This is a genomic window from Streptosporangium sp. G12, from assembly GCF_052983175.1.
Genome location: NZ_JBRIQO010000015.1, coordinates 77839 through 95220, shown reverse-complemented (window position 1 = coordinate 95220; position 17382 = coordinate 77839). Strand labels below are relative to the sequence as shown.

Genomic DNA, 17382 nt, shown 5'->3' with positions numbered 1-17382 from the left:
GTCGACAGGGGAGGGTGGAGCCGGAGGTCAAGCCACCACGAACGAGACGACACCCCAGACCAGGGTGGTGGTCAACGTCGTCCAAAAGACGATCGCGATCGCCTGCCACAGCAGCACCCAGGAGCGCGAGGTCCCCGAGGCGATGAGCATGGCCGCGGTGAACTGGGTCGGCACGGCCAGCGGTCCGAGCAGGCTCGCTCCGGGCACACCGAAGCGCACGAGGTAACGGCGGAAGCGCCGGCGCCCCTTGGACTCGGGGCGCTCCTCGCGGCTGCTCGGCCGGTGTCCGTGAGCGACCGCGGCGCGGGCCCGCGAGCTGATCAGCACGACGACGAGTACGCAGAGGAAGTTGCCCGCGGCTGCGGCAACCGCGGCCACCACGGGATGGATCCCACCGACCACTCCGATCGGCGATGCGCCCTCGCCTTCGATGAACGGGATCGCGCCGGCCAGCATGACGATGAACGGCTGGACCAGTTCGGGCACCTCGGCTACGAGGTCGCGGAAGTTCTGAACGAGCGTTTCGACGGGATTCACGGTGGGCTCCTCGAGCGGGGAGATGCGTCACCACCGAGTAGAGACCGTGTGCTCAGCACAGAGTCAAACGCCCTGTTCGTGGCATTCCCGAGGATCGGGCGCGTTCCCCGCCGGGGTCCGCCTCGGGCCACCGGCTCAGTGCTGTTGAGCGAGGGCGCCGGCTCGGCTCAGCACGTCGAGCTGGGACGCGTCGCCGAGCGCGACCGCCGCGTCGGCAGGGCGTCGATCTCGCGCAACGACTCCGGGCCGAAGTTGCCTTTCCGTGTCTACTACGACGGTTCCGGGCGGCCCGTTGTGCAACTGCCCGGCCGAGCGAGCTCGCGCAGGTTCAGGACCGATCGTCGAGCAGGGGCAGCCAGGGAGCCGGCGATCAGATCGGTGAGCTCACCGACGTACGCGTCGGCGCCAGGGGTGATCGGGGTGGCCCCGAGATCGTCGCGTCGCTGTCAGATTCGCACCCGCGGCGAAATGTTCGCGTCGGTAGAAATCTCCAGTGCCTGTGCGGGAGGGCCGTTCAGGTAAGATTCAGCTCCTTGAGGCGGCGGCGGGAGCGTCAGATTGCTGCTCAGCGTCTCGTCGGTTCTGACCGCTCTGCGCGCGGCCTCCAGCGCGGCGGGACAGTTGCCCAGACGCACGCCTGCATTTCAGCAGGCTACTCGTGAGTAAGGAAAGTGCCCGGGCCGCCATCCGGCGATGGGCGAACCGGGTCACGGAGGTTGTCCCGTAGCTCGTAGAACTTGATGTGGCGGTCCCCGCCTCGCGGCCTACCTGATGGTAGGTCTCGAGCGACTACCACATCACTCCGAGCAGGCCGCCACCGGCACCTCCAAATCGTCGATCTCACGGCGGTTCGTCGCCGCCACCGAACGCGCCCTTTCGGACATGATGTCGGCCGATCTGCCCGAGCTGCAGCTGGCCGCGCTGATGCTGGACGGCGTGCACTTCGGCGAGCACACCTGCATCGTGGCGCTCGGGATCGGCATCGACGGCACCAAACACCCCCTCGCGTTGGTGGAGGGCTCCACCGAGAACGCCACCTTGGCCCGCGAGCTCATCGTCGGCCTGCGTGAGCGCGGCCTCGATGTCACCACGCCGCTTCTGGTAGTGCTGGACGGCTCCAAAGCGCTGTGCCGCGCGGTGCTGGACGTCTTCGACCATCCGGTGATCCAGCGCTGCCAGCTTCACAAAATCCGAAACGTCCGCGACCGGCTACCGCTGAAACTTCGCGCCGCCGCCGAGAAACGCATGCGAGACGCCTACCACGCCGACACCCCGCTGGCCGCCGAGGCCACACTCACCGCCCTGACCGCCGAGTTGGACAAGACCCACCCCGGAGCCGCGGCCTCACTACGGGAGGGCATGAACGAGACCCTCACGATCTTGCGGCTGGACGTGCCGCCGATGCTGGCGCGTACCCTGCGCTCGACCAACCCCATCGAGTCGATGATCTCGATCTGCCGCGACCACGCCGTCAACGTCAAGAACTGGAAGGACGGCACGATGGCGCTGCGCTGGTGCGCGGTCGGCATGGCCGAGGCGACCAAACAGTTCCGTCGCATCAACGGCCACATGCACCTGCCCAGACTCCGCGCCGCTCTCGATCGGCATGCCATGGCGCAGAATCCCAGCCCGAACTGCTACAACGAGAACATTGCCTGACTGTCGGACCGCTGATCAAGTTCCACGAACGTCGGGACATCCTCCCGTTCACCGGCCGACGGCTGGACTATGTGGTAACCACACCGTTTTCACTGGATGGATGCCGACCTTGCCGTTGCGTCACGCACCAGAACCACGATGAGGAGCACCGATATGACTGATCTGATGAAGGCTGTTGTGCTCGCCCGTTTCGGTGGGGCCGATGCTTTCGAGCTGCGCGACGTCTCGGTACCGCAAGTCGAACCCCGCCAGGTGCGGGTGCGCGTCCATGCGACCGCCGTCAACCCGCTCGACTATCAGATCCGTCGCGGAGACTACGTGGATCATGTGCCGCTTCCGGCGATCATCGGATACGACATCTCCGGCGTGATCGAGGAAGTCGGATCCCACGTGACCGAGTTCCGTGCCGGCGATGCGGTGTACTACACGCCCCGGATCTTCGGCGGCCCCGGCTCCTACGCCGAGCAGCATGTCGCCGACGTCGACCTCGTCGGCCGCAAACCGGAGAACCTCAGTCACCTGGAGGCGGCGAGCCTGACTCTTGTCGGCGGAACGGTCTGGGAGTCCCTGGTGACGCGAGCTCAGCTCACCGTGGGGGAGACGATCCTCATCCATGGAGGCACGGGCGGTGTCGGCACGATCGCGATCCAGATCGCGAAGGCAATCGGCGCACGAGTGATCACCACCGCGAAAGCCGGCGACCATGAGTTCGTGTGCTCTCTCGGAGCGGATGCGGCGATCGATTACACCTCCGCGGACTACGTCGATGCCGTGGCCGAGATGACGCGAGGCAAGGGGGTCGATGTCGTCTTCGACACGATCGGTGGCGACACGCTCACACGAAGCCCGCTGACGCTCGCCGACTCCGGACGCGTCGTCAGCATCGTCGACATCGCGCAGCCGCAGAACCTCATCGAGGCATGGGGCAGGAACGCCGCCTATCACTTCGTCTTCACACGACAGAACCGAGGAAAGCTGGACGCGCTCACCACGCTGGTCGAGCGCAGTCTCGTGAAGCCGGTCATCGGCGCGACTCTTCCGCTCGCCCGAATGGGCGAGGCTCACGAACTCCTGGAGAACAGGCAGTCGTATGCACTGCGCGGCAAAGTCGCAATCGATGTGGCGGGCGAAACTCTTGCACTTCCCCCTCGCATCTCGTAGGGGAACGCTCCACGCCCTCGGGCGCGTACACCATCGGTTGATCGGCAGGAGCGGGTGCGGTCGGCGGACCGGGCCCGCCCCACCCGGGCCGTGGCGAGCAACAGGCCACCGGTCAGCACGGCGTCTACCCCGGCGGAGCTGGGCCGGAACCGCGGGACGTCGAGACCTCGGATGCGCAACTCGGCCGACAGGTCGTGCCGGAGCAGCCGGTCGTTGCTGGTGGTCTTGCCCCACATGACGACCGGCTGTGGCCGGCCCGCGCGAAGCAGCGTTCGGCGAGATCGGCCAGACGTTCGATCAGGAGCGGGTCGATCGCTCTGTCCCGGATCGAGAACTCCTCGTGGCGCAGCGGGCCGGTGCGGAAAAGTCCGGCCTCCACGTGACGCTGGGCCCAGATCAGCAGGAAGTCATCGGCCCGGTGAGGACCTTGTCCAACTCAGCCCGGCTGAGTACGAGCGCCGACAAGCACTCAAGAACGTCCACCAAGACGGCATCACCACCAGCATGTACGCGGCCTTCGGCAACAAGGAGCAGCTCGTTGCAGCGCTACGTCGAGGGTCCGGGCAGCTACCTGGACAGTGCTCTGGCCGAGCCGACCGCGCAAGCTGCCGCCAAGGCGATTCTGCGCGGTGCGGCCCACACCTCGACCCTTCCGGAAGACTTCGGGGGATGTCTGACGGTTCAGGGCGCGCTGCCGTCGAACGACGAGAGCCGGGCCGTGCACGAGGCGCTGGTCCAGTGGCGCAACGCCGCCAGGCGCAGGTCGAGGAACGTTTCCGGCGCGCCGTCGACGAGGGCGACCTGCCGGGCGACGCCGACCCCAAGCAACTCGGCCGATACATCACGACGATCGCGTTCGGCCTCTCGGTGCAGGCCGTCAAGGGTCTCGACCATGCCGAACTCGACGAGATCGTCGACCAGGCGATGCTCCTCCGGCGGCCGTGAGCTCCTCCTGACCTGCCCCGCTACTGGTTCTGCGGCGGGAGGACAGCCGCCGCGACGATCACGTTGCTGACGATGGTTGCGGTGACGGTGCGGGCGACCGCTTCGGCGGCAGCCTCGGCTCCCCAGTTGCCCTGCTCGAGCTTCTGGGCGCGGGTGATGACGGAAGAGGCCCAGGGGATCTCGGGATCGAACTGCGGGAGCGCACGGCTTCCCGACAGCAGCGCCGCGAGCGCGGCGACCCGAGGTTGCGGCTCCACGCCGTCGACCAGCACCGCCCGCACGTCGGAGAGCAGACCGGCCCGCCGTCCGGTTCCGCCGTCCTCGAGGACCTTCATGTCGAACAGACCGAGCGCCTTGCGGGTGGACTCGCGGATGTCGCCGCGGATGATGAGCCGGTCGAGCAACGGGCTCCGCAGGGTCGGCCCGATCGCGGCGAGCGTCGCCTGCACCCCTCGGGGCTTCACGGCGACGTAGTCCCACGCCGATCGCAGGGTGTCGTCCGCGGGGGGACGGTCCGTGACGGCCTCCACCCGGGTCGATCCGCCCCAGCCGGGGATGGTTCGCACGTGTCCACCGAGGCCGAGATCGGCGAGCACCGCACCCCCGAGAACGTAGAAGAGCGTGTTCTCGCCGGCGATGACACCGGTGCCCCGCATCCCCGCGTTCGGCTGGAACAGGAGCAACAGGAGGTCTTCGCCCAGAGTGGCGGTCCCGAGCTGAGCCATGGTGTCTTCCTTTCGATTCGGGATGCGACGCAGGTGCTCAGGCCGGAGAGTTGAGCCCCCGTTCGCGGCGCAGTTGCTCCTGCGCGAGAATGCCGGCCCGGCCCAGCACATCGACCTGGGCGGCGTTGTAGAGCCCGACGACGGCGTCGATGAACGTCTGGCGCGTGACGTGCTCGCTCTTCGACAGATGCCGGGCGGGATCGCGCAGCCAGGGATAGTCGACCAGATGCTGCGCCAGCCGCGCGGCGAGCTTCTCGGCGAGGTTCTGGCGGGTCGCCTCGTCGGCGTCGGGCGGCAGGGTGTCGATGTCGTGGCTGATGGGATCCGTGTCGGCGTCCACCATGCGCCGCAGGTCCTTCATCGCGTCGTCGTCGTAGAGCTGGCTGAAGACGTGGATGAGCGAGGTGTCGGACACGGTCAGCCGCGGCGCGACCGACTCGAAGCCGGCGGGCGCGTCGGCCGGCGCCCCGTCGCGCAGAATGATCGCGATGTCGGAGCGGGCTCGGCGCAGACGCTCGACCTCGGCCGCCAGGTCGGCGTCGACCTGGCGCAGCACTTCCGGAGCGGGGGCACCGCCCGAGGTGATCGCGCCGATCCGGGAAAGGGGTACACCCAGCTCTACGAGACGCCGGATGCGCAGGAGGACGACGAGATGCTGTACCCCGTACTGCTTGTATCCGTTCGCCCGGCGTTCGGGCTCGTCGAGCAGGCCGAGCCGGTGGTAGTGCCGAATCGTGTTCACCGTGGTGCCGGCGAGTTCCGCGAGCTCACGGGTGCTCCAGGCCACGTCGGTTCCTTCCTGGGTCTGACCCGGCGGTCGGCTGTCAGGTGCTGGCTCGCAGTTGACACCGTGTTCCCACCACAGGGTCAATGCGCCGACGACTCGGATCTTGAAAGCTTCCTTAAGTCGCGCCCGCGCTTCGAACACCGCCGTGTCCGGCTCCGTCGTCCGGGCTAGTGCGTGCAGACGTGCGCAGAAATTGGAGGTAGGCCACTGCGACGAGCGGCCGAACGCTTCCAGGTCGCGGTCACCACCGCCCAACGCTGGGCAAGCCGCTACCGCCGCTACGGCGCCGCAGGCATGAGCGACCGCTCCTCACGCCCGCACCACAGTCCGCGACGCACCCCCACCCGCACCGAACGACGCATCATCAAGGTCAGAGTGCTACGCCGCTGGGGACCGGCCCGCATCGCCTACCTGCTCGGCCTGAACCCGGCCACCGGGCCCTGACCCGCTACCGCCTGCCCCGCCTGAACAACCTCGACCGCACCAGCGGCCGCCTCATCCGCCGCTACGAACACCCCACGCCCGGCGACCTGATCCACGTCGACATCAAGAAACTCGGCAACATCCCCGACGGCGGCGGCCACCGCGTCCACGGCCGCCCCGCCGGCGCACGCCACAGCTCCGCCCACCGCGACCCCGCCCGGCCCCGCACCACCCACGGCCGACCCAACCTCGGCTACAGATACCTGCACAACACCGTCGACGACCACTCCTGGCCTACAGCGAGATCCTGGCCGATGAGACCAAAGAAACCGCCGCCGCGTTCTGGCACCGCGCCCAGACCTACTTCACCAGCCACAACATCACCATCCGGCGCGTACTCGCCGACAACGGCTCTTGCTACCGCTCCCACCTGTGGCGCGACACTCTGGCCGCCGCGGGCATCACCCACAAACGCACCCGCCCCTACCGGCCCCAGACCAACGGCAAAGTCGAACGCTTCAACCGCACCCTGCTGGAGGAACGGGCCTACGCCCAGCCCTGCACCTCAGAAACCGAACGCCGGCAAGCACTGCCGCACTGGCTCCACACCTACAATCACCACCGCGGCCACACCGCACTCAACGGCCAACCACCCACCAGCCGCGTACCTAACCTCTCAAGTCAGTACAGCTAGACCGGCGGCCAGCTCCGTAGGGCGGCGTCGGCGACCAACTGGAGGACGTCGCGCTCCGCGCCGCCGGCGGCCTGCACTGCGATGCCGTTCCCGATCGTTATGACGTACTTCGCCAGGACTGACGGGTCGGTCTCCGGCGGCAGGTCGCCTTCCTCGACCGCGCGCCGGAACCGATCCGTCAGCTTGGTGCTGATCTCTTCTCCCCAGGCGGCCAGCAGGTCGCGGATGACCCGCCCGTCCTCGCCCCCGAGCAGGGACGCCCGGAGGCTGAGACACCCGGTCGGGTAGCCCGGCAGGGTGGCGCTCCGGACCGCGCCGCGCAGGAACACCGTGGCCACCTGCTGGGCGGTCGGCTCGGCCAGCGCCTCGGCACCGTACGACGCCGGGCCGTCGCTGTATCGCATCAGGGCCTTCCGGAACAACTCCTCCTTGTTGCCGAAGGCCGCGTACATGCTCGTGCGGTTGATCCCCATCGCCTCGGTCAGGTCGGTGAGGCTCGCGCCCTCGTAGCCGTTCTCCCAGAACACCCGCATCGCGTTCTCAAGCGCTTCGTCGGCGTCGAAGCCCCTGGGCCGACCCACCTGCGCGCTCCGTTGACCGTCCACGTGACCCACCTTACCGATTTCTTACCGATCGATCCAGATGTGCTATCGTAATTCTGTACCGATCGATTGGTACAGAATTCTACAAGGAGGTTCCCGTCATGAGCGAGTTGACCGGCAAGACTGCCCTGATCACCGGTTCCACCACCGGCATCGGCCGGGCGACGGCCTACGCCCTGGCCGCGCGCGGTGCCAGCGTGGTGGTGACCGGACGCGACGCCCAGCGCGGGGAGGAGGTCGTCCAGAAGATCCAGGCCGACGGCGGCTCGGCCCGCTTCGTCGCCGCCGACCTGACCAACCCGGACGACGTGGCCCGGCTGGCCCGGGAAGCTGGCGAGGTGGACGTGCTGGTGAACAACGCCGGGGTGGGCAGCTTCGGTCCCAGCGCCGACATCACCGGCGAACAGTACGACGCGATGCTCGACGCCAACGTGCGCGCGGTCTACCAGCTGACCACCGCCCTGGCACCGAAGATGGCCGAGCGCGGCAGCGGCAGTGTGATCAACGTCAGCAGCGGCGCCGCCGTGATCGGGGACGTCAACAACGCGGTCTACGCAGCCACCAAGGCAGCAGTGAGCTCACTGACCCGCGCGTGGGCCGCCGAGTACGGCCCGTCCGGCGTACGCGTCAACGCGGTCGCACCCGGCCCTGTCCTCACCAGCGCCCCCGAGCAGTATCTCCGGGGCTACATCCCGCTCATCCCGCTGCGCCGTTTCGCCCAGCCGGAAGACGTCGCCCAGGTCATCGCCTTCCTCGCCGGCCCCGGCGCCTCGTTCGTGAGCGGCGCCCACATCCCCGTCGACGGCGGCCTCACCGCCGTCGAGCCCCCTAAGCCCGGCTACCTGTAATCAAAACGCATGACATCGACAGCCGTCACGGGCAGGCGCTCCGCACGTGAACGCCTGCCCGTGACGCCCGACCGGCTGGGAGAGGAAGACGACTTGCCTTTCGTAGAGTCCAATGGCATCACTACCTGTTACGACGAGTTCGGCGACGCCCACGAGCAGGTGATGCTCCTGATCATGGGTGTGGGTAAGCAGCTCATCGCCTGGCCCGACGGATTCTGCGCACTTTTCGCCGGTCACGGTTTCCGCGTGATCCGGTTCGACAACCGTGACATCGGACTGTTGACCTGGCTCGACGAGCTCGGCGACGTCGCGTAGCGCCTTTGTGTGACGACGCTCTGACCTGCGCACTGACATCTCGTGGCAAATCACCACTGACAGTTTTATGGCAGTTCTCACCCGCAAAGGCGCCGGCTGCGACACCCGGGAAGTGGTGCTGGCCCGCGACGGCCGAAACGTCACCCGCGATGACGACTGCAAAGCGACCTCGGGCAGCTGGCGGTCGCTGTATGACAACCGCACCTACACTCGCGCCGCCAGCCTCGACATCGATCACATGGTGCCGCTGGCCAACGCCTGGCGCTCAGGCGCCGATACCTGGAGCACTCAGCGGCGGCGCGCGCTCGCCAACGACCTGACCCGCCCGCAGCTGATCGCGGTCTCGGCCGCCTCCAACCGCTCCAAGGGTGATCAGAGCCCTGATCAGTGGCAGCCGCCCCAGCGCTCGTATTGGTGCGTGTACGCCCGCGCGTGGGTGCAGGTCAAGAAGTACTACGCGCTGAGCGTCACCGCACCGGAGAAGAAAACGCTGACCGCGATGCTGGGTACCTGCACGTAAGCAGGGTGCGGGCCGGCGGATCGGAGCGGTGATGGGCGACGCGAGCGGCAAGGCCACCAGCAAGGGAGCCGACAAGCAGTACCAGGGTGAGGTTGTTGCCGGGCCGGGCGGGGTGATGACCGACGAGGCCGGCGTCATCACCGGGGATCTCACCGTGGCCATCACCCTCTCCGGCGACCAGGCGCAGGTGCGGGTGCAATACACCGGCGCCGAGGAGTGGTACACGCTCACCGGCAGCCCGACCCCGCGCGCCGGTCGCACCGGGCAAGCGGTGAAGACCGCGATCCTGCGCGCCGTCCGTGACGGCCTGCCTGAAGGACTCCCCTGAGGGGCGGCTCGGCTGAGGAAGGCAGCCCTGACCCTGCTGCAGGTCATAGCGCCAACGAGGAAACCACCCGCCAGGTGATCATAGATGTTCATCGATCGGTTCAGAACAATCTGCTGAGATCGAGTAGCGCTCCGTGAGGTTGCGGCGATAAGTCCGTGGATGTCGATAGTGCAGAAGAGGCGTTCCACGCTCCGATGTTGTCACCTGAACGTTCATCGGGCGTGCTGTCGCGAGGTCAGGAGCAGCGGGTGGAGCCACAGGGCGGACAGCAGCCTGAGCCAGGTACTCCTGCCTTATCGCCCGGCCAGGTTGTCGCCGCCCAGGATGGTGCACGTGGCTGGGTGCGCCAGGCGGCCGCGCTGTCGGCGCGGGGGCTGGGGTGGGCAACACCGCGGGCGCTGCTGGCGGGGTTGTGTGCCAGCGCGCTGGCCCCGCTGGCCGTGGTGGAACCAGGTCCGGCGGTGTTGCTGGCCGGGATGGGTGTGGTCGGCTCGCTTGGGGCGAATGTGCTGTCTGACGTCATCGGCGCCTCCCTGGTCGCCGCCCGTGCCAGAACTTGAGGGGACACGCAGGCCGACATCTATCCTTCCAGCGACGGCCCAGTTGATGCTGCTGGTGAGCGGGTTGTTGCCGCTGAGTTGGCCGCGGGCTCGCGCCGAGGCCAGTCCTTCGAGGGTGCCCTCGATGATGAGTTCGCGCAGGAACTCATCGAAGGCGCCGAACATGTGGAACTGCAGCCGCCCGGACGGGGTGGAGGTGTTGATGCCCTGCTTGAGCACCAACAGGTCCACCTCGCGCTCGCGCAGGTCGGCCGCCAGGTCCAGGAGATGGCGCAGCGAGCGGGCCACCCGTGACGGCCGGGTGATGACAAAGGTGTCGCCTGGCCGTTGACTGCAAGTACTTCCCGCTGGACCCGGCCCGGCTCGCCCTGATCGACGGCGTCGTCTTCCTCAAGCAGGTGGACTGATCGTTGTTACCTGCGTTAGGTAACAAAGTTTCCGGCTCATCACGCTGTCCCACCGCACGTTGCGGAAATGTTACTTGTCTAAAGTAATTAAATGCCTCTACGTTGTGCGACATGCCACGCCAGAGAAAGGGCCCCATCGAAGGGACCCCCGCTGAGGCAGCCGTTCTCACGACGGTGCTGACGAACGGCCCCATCGCCCGAGCCGAGATCGCCCGCCTCACCGGCCTGTCCTCACCGGCCATTACCCGCGCCGTCAAGCCGCTGCTGGAGGCGGGATACCTCGAGGACGACGAGAGCGCCGACCCGCTGGGCCCCGACGAGGCCCGGCTCGGGCGCCCCAGCCGCCCACTGCGGATCCGGCCCCTGCACACCGGCAGCGTGGGCATCAAGATCACCGGCGACGAGCTCATCGGCGTGGTCTGCGACCTGGCCGGCACCCCTCGCGTCACCAAGCGGCGCACGCTGGCCCGCCAGCAGCCGCACGAGGTCATCACGCAAGTGGTGTCCCTGCACGGGCAGCTGCTCACCGCGGCGGAGCGGGTGGGGTTCGCGCTCGCGCCGCGCCACCTGGGCGTCACGCTGTCAGGCGACGTCGACCACGAGACCGGCTACGTCCGCTACTCGCCGTTCCTGCGCTGGCACCACGTCGACCTGGGCCGGACCCTGGCGGCAGAGTTGGGCCTGCCCGTGGTGGTGGAGAACGACGTCAAGGCGCTGACCATCGCGGAGCAGTGGTTTGGCCTCGGGCGCGGGGTGGCCAACTTCGCCGTGGTCACCGTCGGCGCCGGCATCGGCTGCGCCCTGGTGGTCGACGGCGCCCTGGTGCGCGGCGCGCACAGCGTGGCGGGCGAGATCGGCCACCTGCCCCTGGGCGACCGGTCGGTGGCGTGCCACTGCGGCGCCCGCGGTTGTGTCGAGGCTGAGGCCTCGACGACCGCCCTGGAAGCCGCTTCCCGCCAGGCCACCGGCCGTGCCGATCTGGCGTACGGCGAGGCCGTCGAGCTGGCCCGTGGCGGCGATCCGGATGTCGTGGCCGTCTTCGCCGACGCTGGAGCCCTCATCGGCAGGGCACTGGCGTCGGTGGCCAACCTGCTGGGGCCCGAGCAGATCATCGTCGCCGGTGAGGGCGTGGCCACCTACGACCTGTTCGAGACGGCCATCCGTGAGGCGTTCACCGAGCACGCCTTCGGCGCCGCCCACCACGTCGCGGTGCACGTACGGGATCTGCCGTTCGAGGAGTGGGCCCGCGGAGCGGCGGCGATGGCCATCGAGGCGATGGCGTTCCCCTCACGCACCCCCGTCGCCGGTTCCCGACGCACCCTTGGAGACTCCCTTGTCTGAACACCACTGGGAGGCGGCCTTCGGCAGCCTGCGCATCGGCCTTCACCTCGACGGCGCCGCGTTGACGTGGTCGGCCAGCCGGGACGGGATCGCGCTGACCTCGCCCGCGCCGATCCGGCTCGCCACCGCCGACGGCGCCGACCTGCTGGCGGGCCTGGCGTTCGACGCCACGAGCGAACGTGCCGTCCACGAGACCTACGAGCTCGTCGTGGGCAAGCGGGTGGGCGAGCACCAGGTGGAGCAGCGCGAGCGCACCGTGCGCTTCCGGACCGCCCAGGGCGGGGTGTCGATCGTGCTGCGGGCCGCCGCCGACGGTGTCGCGCTGCGCCTGGTCCTGCACGGCCTGAGCGGCAGGAGCATCCGCGGCGGTGACGTTCACCTGCGCCTTCCGGTCGCGGCGCGCACCTGGCCGCTGGCCTACACCCCCTGGTACGAGACCACCCGCTTCTCCTCCACCCTGGAGGTGCTCCAGCTGGGCGACTACGGCTTCCCCTTCCTGGCCCAGCTGGAATCCGACCTCTACGTCCTGGCGACCGAGGCCGATCTGGACGGCCGGTACGGCGGCGCGCTGGCCCGCTACGCCGGCGCCGGGGAGCTCGCCTTCACCCTGGCCGAGGACGTCACTCTCCAGACCGGCGAGGTGGCGACGCCCTGGCGGGTCCTCATCGCCGGCGACCTGGCCACCATCGTCGCCTCGCACCTGGTTGAGGACCTCGCCCCCGCCGCCGCCGAGGCGGTCCCCGCCTGGGCCCGCCCAGGCCGGGCGGCCTGGTCGTGGTGGTCTGACTTCTTCAGCGGAGCCCACCTGGACAAGCAGCTGCGCATGCTGGACTACGCCGCCGAGCGCGGCTGGGAGTACGTGCTGGTCGACTGTGGCTGGGACCCGGCCTGGATGCCGGACCTGGTCTCGGCCGCGAGCACCCGCGGCGTCGGCGTGTTCGTGTGGGTGGCCTGGGACCGTCTCGGCACCGCCGAGCAGAGACTCCAGCTGGCCGAGTGGGCCTCCTGGGGAGTGGCCGGCATCAAGGTCGACTTCATGGAGTCGGAGGCCCAGGCGCGTTACCAGTGGTACGACGCGGTGATCGCCGAGTGCCGCCGGGCCGGCCTCATGATCAACTTCCATGGCTCGGTGATCCCGCGCGGGTGGGCGCGCACCCACCCCCACGTGATGAGCTACGAGGCGGTCCGCGGCGCGGAGTACTACGTCTTCTACGGCGAGCCGCTGACCCCCGAGCACAACACCATCCTGCCCTTCACCCGCAACGTCGTGGGCTCGGCCGACTACACGCCGGTCACCTTCTCCGCCCGGGACCGCCAGACGAGCGAGGCGCACGAGCTGGCCCTCGGCATCGTCCTGGAGTCGGGTCTGCTGCACTTCGCCGACGAGATCAGCCATTACCAGGCGCGGCCCGTCGCCGAGGCGGCCATCGAGGCGATCCCGGCTCACTGGGACGAGACCCGCCTGCTGGCGGGACGGCCGGGGGAGTACGCCGTGCTGGCGCGCCGCTCCGGCGAGGACTGGTTCATCGGCGCCATCGCCGCCGGGCACCCCGTCGACACCGAAGCGGACCTGGCCGGCCTCGGCATCGGCCCGGACCACCACCTCACGCTCATCGAGGACGACGCCGACGGCAGGCTGACCGAGTCACACCCCACCGCCGCCGAACGGCTCCCGCTGCGGCTGCGGCCCAACGGCGGCGCCGTCTGCATCGCCACCCGCGGCGAGCCTGCCATCCGGCAGCCGCACCGGCCCGCCGTCCGGGTGGACGAGCCGCTGCTGTTGGCCCGTTCCGGTACGGCCACGCACGTCCACGCCGAGGTCACCGGCGGCCACGAGGCGCACCTGGAGGTGCCGCCGGGCTGGCCGAGCCCGCAGCTCACCGGCAGCGAGGCCCGGCCGGGAGGGATCAGGGTGTCGTGGAAGGTCGAGGTGCCGGAGTCCTTCACCGCTGGCCGCCTGGCCGTACTGGCTGTGCATGCGGGGCGGCCGCGAGCCGCCGAGCGGTCGGTGATCGCGCACGTACGGCTGGCACACCCCGTCGGAGCCGGACGAAGCGAGCTGAGCCGGATGCGGCCGGTGCGCTCCAGCAACGGCTTCGGCCCCGTCGAGACCGACCAGTCCAACGGCGGCGGCGACCCCGGCGACGGCCGGCCGATGCGGGTCGCGGGCCACCACCACGAACACGGGCTGGGCGTGTGCGCGCCCTCCTCGATCGCCTACGCGGTCGGCGGGACCGCGCGCACCTTCACCGCCCACGTCGGCATCGACGACGAGACGCCCCAGGCGGCCCCGGCCCTGTGCCGGGTGCTCGCCGACGGCCGCGTGGTCGCCGAAGTCACGCTGGCCCCCGGCGAACCCGCCCGTCCCGTCGAAGCCGACATCACCGGCGCGCACGTGCTCGAACTCGTGACCGAGCAGGCCGGAGTCGGCGAGCTCACCCCCCACATCGACTGGATCGCACCGAGCGTCCAGGCCTGAACGTCAGATCAAGGAAGGTTCCCATGAGCACCAAGTGGACTGCGGTCTCGCTTCTGGCGGCGGCTGCGCTCACCCTGTCCGCCTGCGGCGGCACGACTTCAGAGACCGCCGACCCCGGCACCGGCAAGATCCAGCTCACCTACGCCATCTTCTCGACCGACCAGCAGCCCGCCATGGAGATGGTGGTGGACGCCTTCGAGAAGGGCAATCCCGGCATCGACGTCGCCGTCCAGGTCATCCCCTGGACCGACTACTGGACCACCCTGCAGAACTCGGCCGCCGGCGGCACCGGTCCCGACGTGGCCTGGATGCTGGGCTCCAAGATCGCCCCCTACGTCGACGGCGGTGCCATACAGCCCCTCGACGAGGCGATCAGCGCGAGCGGCACCGCCCTGAAGGCCTACCCGCAGCAGCTGCTGCCGCTGTTCGAGCGGGACGGCAAGACCTACGCGCTGCCCAAGGACTTCGACACCATCGGGCTCTGGTACAACAAGGCCCTGTTCGACGCGGCCAAGCTGCCCTACCCGAACGCCGACTGGACCTGGGACGACGTCGTCAAGAACGCCAAGGCCCTGACCGACGGGGACAAGGGCGTGTACGGCATCGCCGCCCCGGTGGAGGCGCAGGCCGGCTACTACAACACCATCCACCAGGCCGGCGGCCACGTCATCAGCCCCGACGGCAAGTCCTCCGGCTTCGGACAGCCGGCGAGCATCGACGGCCTGCGGTTCTGGACCGACCTGATCAAGAGCGGCTCCTCGCCCGACCTGAAGTCGCTCAGCGACACCGAGGCGGTGGCCCAGTTCATGGGCGGCAAGATTGCCATGTACTACAGCGGTTCGTTCTACGCCCACCGCTTCGCCCAGGACGCCTACACCTCCAAGAACGTCGACGTCACCGAGCTGCCCGCGGGCGTCAAGGAGGCCACCGTCATCAACGGCCTCGGCAACGTGGCCCTGGCCTCCTCCAAGCACCCGCAGGAGGCGGCCAAGCTCGCGGTCTTCCTGTCGGGCGAGCAGGCCTCGCGCATCCAGAGCGAGACCGGCACCGTGCTCGGCTCCTACACCGGCACCCAGCAGGCGTGGGTGGAGGCGGCGCCCCAGTTCAACCTGAAGGCCTTCCTCGACCAGCTGCCCAACGCGGTGGTCTACCCGGTGTCGAAGAACACCGACGCCTGGTCCAGCCGGGAGGGCGAGCTGCTCACCCCGGCCTGGAACGGCGAGCAGCCGGTCGAGGAGGCCGCCAAGGCGCTGGCCACGGCCATGGACGAGGCCCTGGCGCAGGAACAGCAGTAGGGATCGGCTCCCCTATGACGCACCGAGCCGGGTCCTCCCGCCACCCCGACAACCGCTGGGCCGCCGTCCTGCTGGCCGGGCCGCTGCTGGGATTGGCCGTCTTCTACCTGTGGCCGCTGGTCAGCACCTTGATCCTGTCGCTGTCGGAAGGCAACCCGTTCCGCGGCTACCGGATCGAGGGGCTGGGCAACTGGGCGCAGGCGCTGGGCAATCCCCAGCTGCCGCGCGCCGTGGGCAACACGCTGCTGTACGCCGGAATCGTGTTGCTGGGGGTGCCGCTGGCGATGGCGGCGGCCGCCCTGATGCACCAGAGCGGCCTGCGCGGCCGCAGCCTGTACCGCACGCTGTACTTCCTGCCGGTGGTGACCATGCCCGCCGCCGTCGCGATGGTGTGGCGTTACATCTACAACGGCGATTTCGGGCTCCTCAACCAGGTGCTCGGGTTCTTCGGCGGCCCGAGTGAGGCCTGGGTCGCCGATGCCGGCACCGCCCTGGTCGCCGTGGCCCTGGTCGGCATCTGGACCACATTCGGCACCAACCTCGTGATCCTGGCGGCCGGGCTGGACGCCATCCCCGCCTCGGTGGTGGAGGCCGCCAGGATCGACGGGGCGGGCCCGGTGCGGGTCTTCCGCCACATCACCGCGCCGCTGTTGTCGCCGTCGGTCTTCCTGGTCTCGACCCTTTCGGTCATCGGGTCGCTGCAGATGTTCGACCTGCTGTTCATCATGATGGGGCGCAACAATCCCGCGCTGCGCGACTCCAAGACGATCGTGTACCTCTTCTACGAGGAGGCGTTCGTGCGCAACGACCGGCCACTGGGAGCGGTCATCGCCATCCTGACGCTGGCGCTCACGCTCGTGGTGACGGCGGTTCAGTTCCGGCTCCAGCGGCGGTGGGTGCACTATGGCTGAGCGCCGCCGGCCCGGCCTCGGGCGCCTGCTCACCCACCTCGTCCTGCTCGCGGGCGCGGCCGCGATGGTGGCGCCGTTCATCTGGCAGTTCCTTACCTCGGTGAAGACGTTGAGCGAGTCGACCAGCGCGCCGCCGACACTACTGCCGCAGCAGTGGCGGTGGGACAACTACGCGGCCTTCTTCGAGCTGATGCCCGTGCTGTCGATGACCGCCAACAGCGTCATGACCCTCATCCTGCGCGTCGCGGGCCAGCTGGTGTTCGCGTCGCTGGCCGCCTTCGTCTTCGCCCGGCTGCGCTTCCGCTTCAGGAAGCCGCTGCTGTGGATTTTCCTCGTCGTGCTCATGGTGCCGCCGCAGCTGTTCGTCATCCCGCAGTACGAGGTGATCAGGCAGGCGGGCCTGCTCAACACCGTGCCCGCGCTGGCCCTGCCGGGGATCTTCAGCGCCTTCGGCGTGTTCCTGCTCTACCAGTTCATGCTGACCGTCCCGGCCGAGGTCGACGAGGCAGCCAAGCTGGACGGCGCCAACCCGTTCCAGGTCTACCTGCGGGTCATCCTGCCGATGTGCAAGCCGGCGCTGGCGGCGCTGACGATCATGACGTCGCTGTTCTCCTGGAACGACCTGCTCTGGCCGCTGATCGTCAACACCAGGCCCGACATGATGACGCTGCCCGTGGGCCTGTCGACCCTGCACGGGGTCACCATGACGAACTATCCGGTGCTCATGGCCGGCTCCCTGCTGGCCATCCTGCCCATGGTGGTGTGCTTCGTGCTGCTCCAGCGGCAGTTCATCCAGGGCATCGCCATGTCGGGCAGCAAAGGCTGACCCCGTTTCTCCGAAGGAC

Annotated in this window: 15 protein-coding genes and 3 pseudogenes; 13 read left to right on the top strand and 5 right to left on the bottom strand. The window is 69.0% G+C overall.

Translation table 11 applies throughout. The annotated features are described in order from the left end of the window. Window positions 1–27 precede the first annotated feature (27 nt). Entirely contained in the window at window positions 28–537 is a 510-nt protein-coding gene (locus ACVCAG_RS23125) for a hypothetical protein (RefSeq protein WP_440085973.1), read from the bottom strand. 774 nt (window positions 538–1311) lie between these two features. Here ACVCAG_RS23125 and ACVCAG_RS23120 point away from each other — a divergent pair. From ACVCAG_RS23120 to ACVCAG_RS23110, 3 genes and pseudogenes are all read left to right on the top strand, one after another. After that, window positions 1312–2196: pseudogene (locus tag ACVCAG_RS23120) on the top strand (IS256 family transposase); the annotation flags it as partial. 153 nt (window positions 2197–2349) lie between these two features. Then, window positions 2350–3357 (top strand): zinc-dependent alcohol dehydrogenase family protein, encoded by a 1008-nt coding sequence (locus tag ACVCAG_RS23115; RefSeq protein WP_440085974.1) that lies wholly within the window; start codon window positions 2350–2352, stop codon window positions 3355–3357. Between the two features lie 738 nt (window positions 3358–4095). Continuing rightward, window positions 4096–4302, top strand: coding sequence for a hypothetical protein (locus ACVCAG_RS23110; protein ID WP_440085975.1), 207 nt, complete (start codon window positions 4096–4098; stop codon window positions 4300–4302). A gap of 20 nt (window positions 4303–4322) precedes the next feature. On the opposite strand, the gene ACVCAG_RS23105 is transcribed toward ACVCAG_RS23110, so the two are convergent. Together ACVCAG_RS23105 and ACVCAG_RS23100 are read right to left on the bottom strand one after the other, a co-directional pair. Further along, window positions 4323–5027, bottom strand: a complete 705-nt coding sequence (locus tag ACVCAG_RS23105; protein ID WP_440085976.1) for a GPP34 family phosphoprotein — start codon at window positions 5025–5027, stop codon at window positions 4323–4325. Between the two features lie 37 nt (window positions 5028–5064). Further along, the gene (locus ACVCAG_RS23100) at window positions 5065–5814 is read right to left on the bottom strand and encodes a MerR family transcriptional regulator (RefSeq protein ID WP_440085977.1); all 750 of its coding nucleotides are present in this window, start codon (window positions 5812–5814) and stop codon (window positions 5065–5067) included. Window positions 5815–5988: 174 nt separating this feature from the next. On the opposite strand from ACVCAG_RS23100, the pseudogene ACVCAG_RS23095 reads away from it, so the two are divergent. Continuing rightward, a pseudogene (locus tag ACVCAG_RS23095) lies at window positions 5989–6931 on the top strand (IS481 family transposase). Here the strand turns inward: ACVCAG_RS23095 and ACVCAG_RS23090 are convergent. Then, window positions 6928–7536, bottom strand: a complete 609-nt coding sequence (locus ACVCAG_RS23090) for a TetR family transcriptional regulator (protein ID WP_440085978.1) — start codon at window positions 7534–7536, stop codon at window positions 6928–6930. The pseudogene ACVCAG_RS23095 and the gene ACVCAG_RS23090 sit on opposite strands and share 4 nt — an antisense overlap. Window positions 7537–7634: 98 nt before the next feature. Between ACVCAG_RS23090 and ACVCAG_RS23085 the strand changes: the two genes are divergently transcribed. From ACVCAG_RS23085 to ACVCAG_RS23070, 4 genes are all read left to right on the top strand, one after another. Continuing rightward, a complete protein-coding gene (locus ACVCAG_RS23085) occupies window positions 7635–8381 on the top strand; it encodes a glucose 1-dehydrogenase (protein ID WP_440085979.1) in 747 nt (248 codons plus the stop codon). Window positions 8382–8390: 9 nt separating this feature from the next. Further along, window positions 8391–8696 carry a hypothetical protein gene (locus ACVCAG_RS23080; RefSeq protein WP_440085980.1) on the top strand — a complete coding sequence of 102 codons (306 nt, stop codon included), beginning with the start codon at window positions 8391–8393 and terminating at the stop codon, window positions 8694–8696. A 67-nt stretch (window positions 8697–8763) separates the two neighbouring features. After that, window positions 8764–9216 carry a GmrSD restriction endonuclease domain-containing protein gene (locus tag ACVCAG_RS23075; protein ID WP_440085981.1) on the top strand — a complete coding sequence of 151 codons (453 nt, stop codon included), beginning with the start codon at window positions 8764–8766 and terminating at the stop codon, window positions 9214–9216. Between the two features lie 31 nt (window positions 9217–9247). Continuing rightward, window positions 9248–9544 (top strand): hypothetical protein, encoded by a 297-nt coding sequence (locus tag ACVCAG_RS23070; protein WP_440085982.1) that lies wholly within the window; start codon window positions 9248–9250, stop codon window positions 9542–9544. A 293-nt stretch (window positions 9545–9837) separates the two neighbouring features. Here ACVCAG_RS23070 and ACVCAG_RS23065 read toward each other — a convergent pair. Further along, window positions 9838–10431, bottom strand: a pseudogene (locus ACVCAG_RS23065) (recombinase family protein); the annotation flags it as partial. A 191-nt stretch (window positions 10432–10622) separates the two neighbouring features. Between ACVCAG_RS23065 and ACVCAG_RS23060 the strand changes: the two are divergent. The 5 genes from ACVCAG_RS23060 to ACVCAG_RS23040 are packed head-to-tail and all read left to right on the top strand — an operon-like array spanning window position 10623 to window position 17363. Further along, window positions 10623–11852 (top strand): ROK family protein, encoded by a 1230-nt coding sequence (locus ACVCAG_RS23060; RefSeq protein ID WP_440085983.1) that lies wholly within the window; start codon window positions 10623–10625, stop codon window positions 11850–11852. Next, the gene (locus ACVCAG_RS23055; RefSeq protein WP_440085984.1) at window positions 11845–14331 is read left to right on the top strand and encodes a glycoside hydrolase family 97 catalytic domain-containing protein; all 2487 of its coding nucleotides are present in this window, start codon (window positions 11845–11847) and stop codon (window positions 14329–14331) included. Before ACVCAG_RS23060 ends, ACVCAG_RS23055 begins: the two co-directional genes overlap by 8 nt. Before the next feature lie 23 nt (window positions 14332–14354). Beyond that, entirely contained in the window at window positions 14355–15626 is a 1272-nt protein-coding gene (locus ACVCAG_RS23050; RefSeq protein WP_447190267.1) for an ABC transporter substrate-binding protein, read from the top strand. 14 nt (window positions 15627–15640) lie between these two features. Continuing rightward, on the top strand, window positions 15641–16537 hold the full coding sequence (locus ACVCAG_RS23045; protein WP_440085986.1) for an ABC transporter permease subunit: 897 nt from the start codon (window positions 15641–15643) through the stop codon (window positions 16535–16537). Beyond that, window positions 16530–17363, top strand: coding sequence for an ABC transporter permease subunit (locus ACVCAG_RS23040; protein ID WP_440085987.1), 834 nt, complete (start codon window positions 16530–16532; stop codon window positions 17361–17363). The genes ACVCAG_RS23045 and ACVCAG_RS23040 overlap by 8 nt, the downstream gene beginning before the upstream one ends. Window positions 17364–17382: the final 19 nt, after the last annotated feature.

Coding starts and splice junctions, on each gene's coding strand:
- ACVCAG_RS23040 (WP_440085987.1), top strand. CDS start 16,530: ATGGCTGAGCGCCGCCGGCCCGGCCTCGGGCGCCTGCTCACCCACCTC.
- ACVCAG_RS23080 (WP_440085980.1), top strand. CDS start 8,391: ATGACATCGACAGCCGTCACGGGCAGGCGCTCCGCACGTGAACGCCTG.
- ACVCAG_RS23070 (WP_440085982.1), top strand. CDS start 9,248: ATGGGCGACGCGAGCGGCAAGGCCACCAGCAAGGGAGCCGACAAGCAG.
- ACVCAG_RS23075 (WP_440085981.1), top strand. CDS start 8,764: ATGGCAGTTCTCACCCGCAAAGGCGCCGGCTGCGACACCCGGGAAGTG.
- ACVCAG_RS23050 (WP_447190267.1), top strand. CDS start 14,355: ATGAGCACCAAGTGGACTGCGGTCTCGCTTCTGGCGGCGGCTGCGCTC.
- ACVCAG_RS23060 (WP_440085983.1), top strand. CDS start 10,623: ATGCCACGCCAGAGAAAGGGCCCCATCGAAGGGACCCCCGCTGAGGCA.
- ACVCAG_RS23085 (WP_440085979.1), top strand. CDS start 7,635: ATGAGCGAGTTGACCGGCAAGACTGCCCTGATCACCGGTTCCACCACC.
- ACVCAG_RS23115 (WP_440085974.1), top strand. CDS start 2,350: ATGACTGATCTGATGAAGGCTGTTGTGCTCGCCCGTTTCGGTGGGGCC.
- ACVCAG_RS23045 (WP_440085986.1), top strand. CDS start 15,641: ATGACGCACCGAGCCGGGTCCTCCCGCCACCCCGACAACCGCTGGGCC.
- ACVCAG_RS23105 (WP_440085976.1), bottom strand. CDS start 5,027: ATGGCTCAGCTCGGGACCGCCACTCTGGGCGAAGACCTCCTGTTGCTC.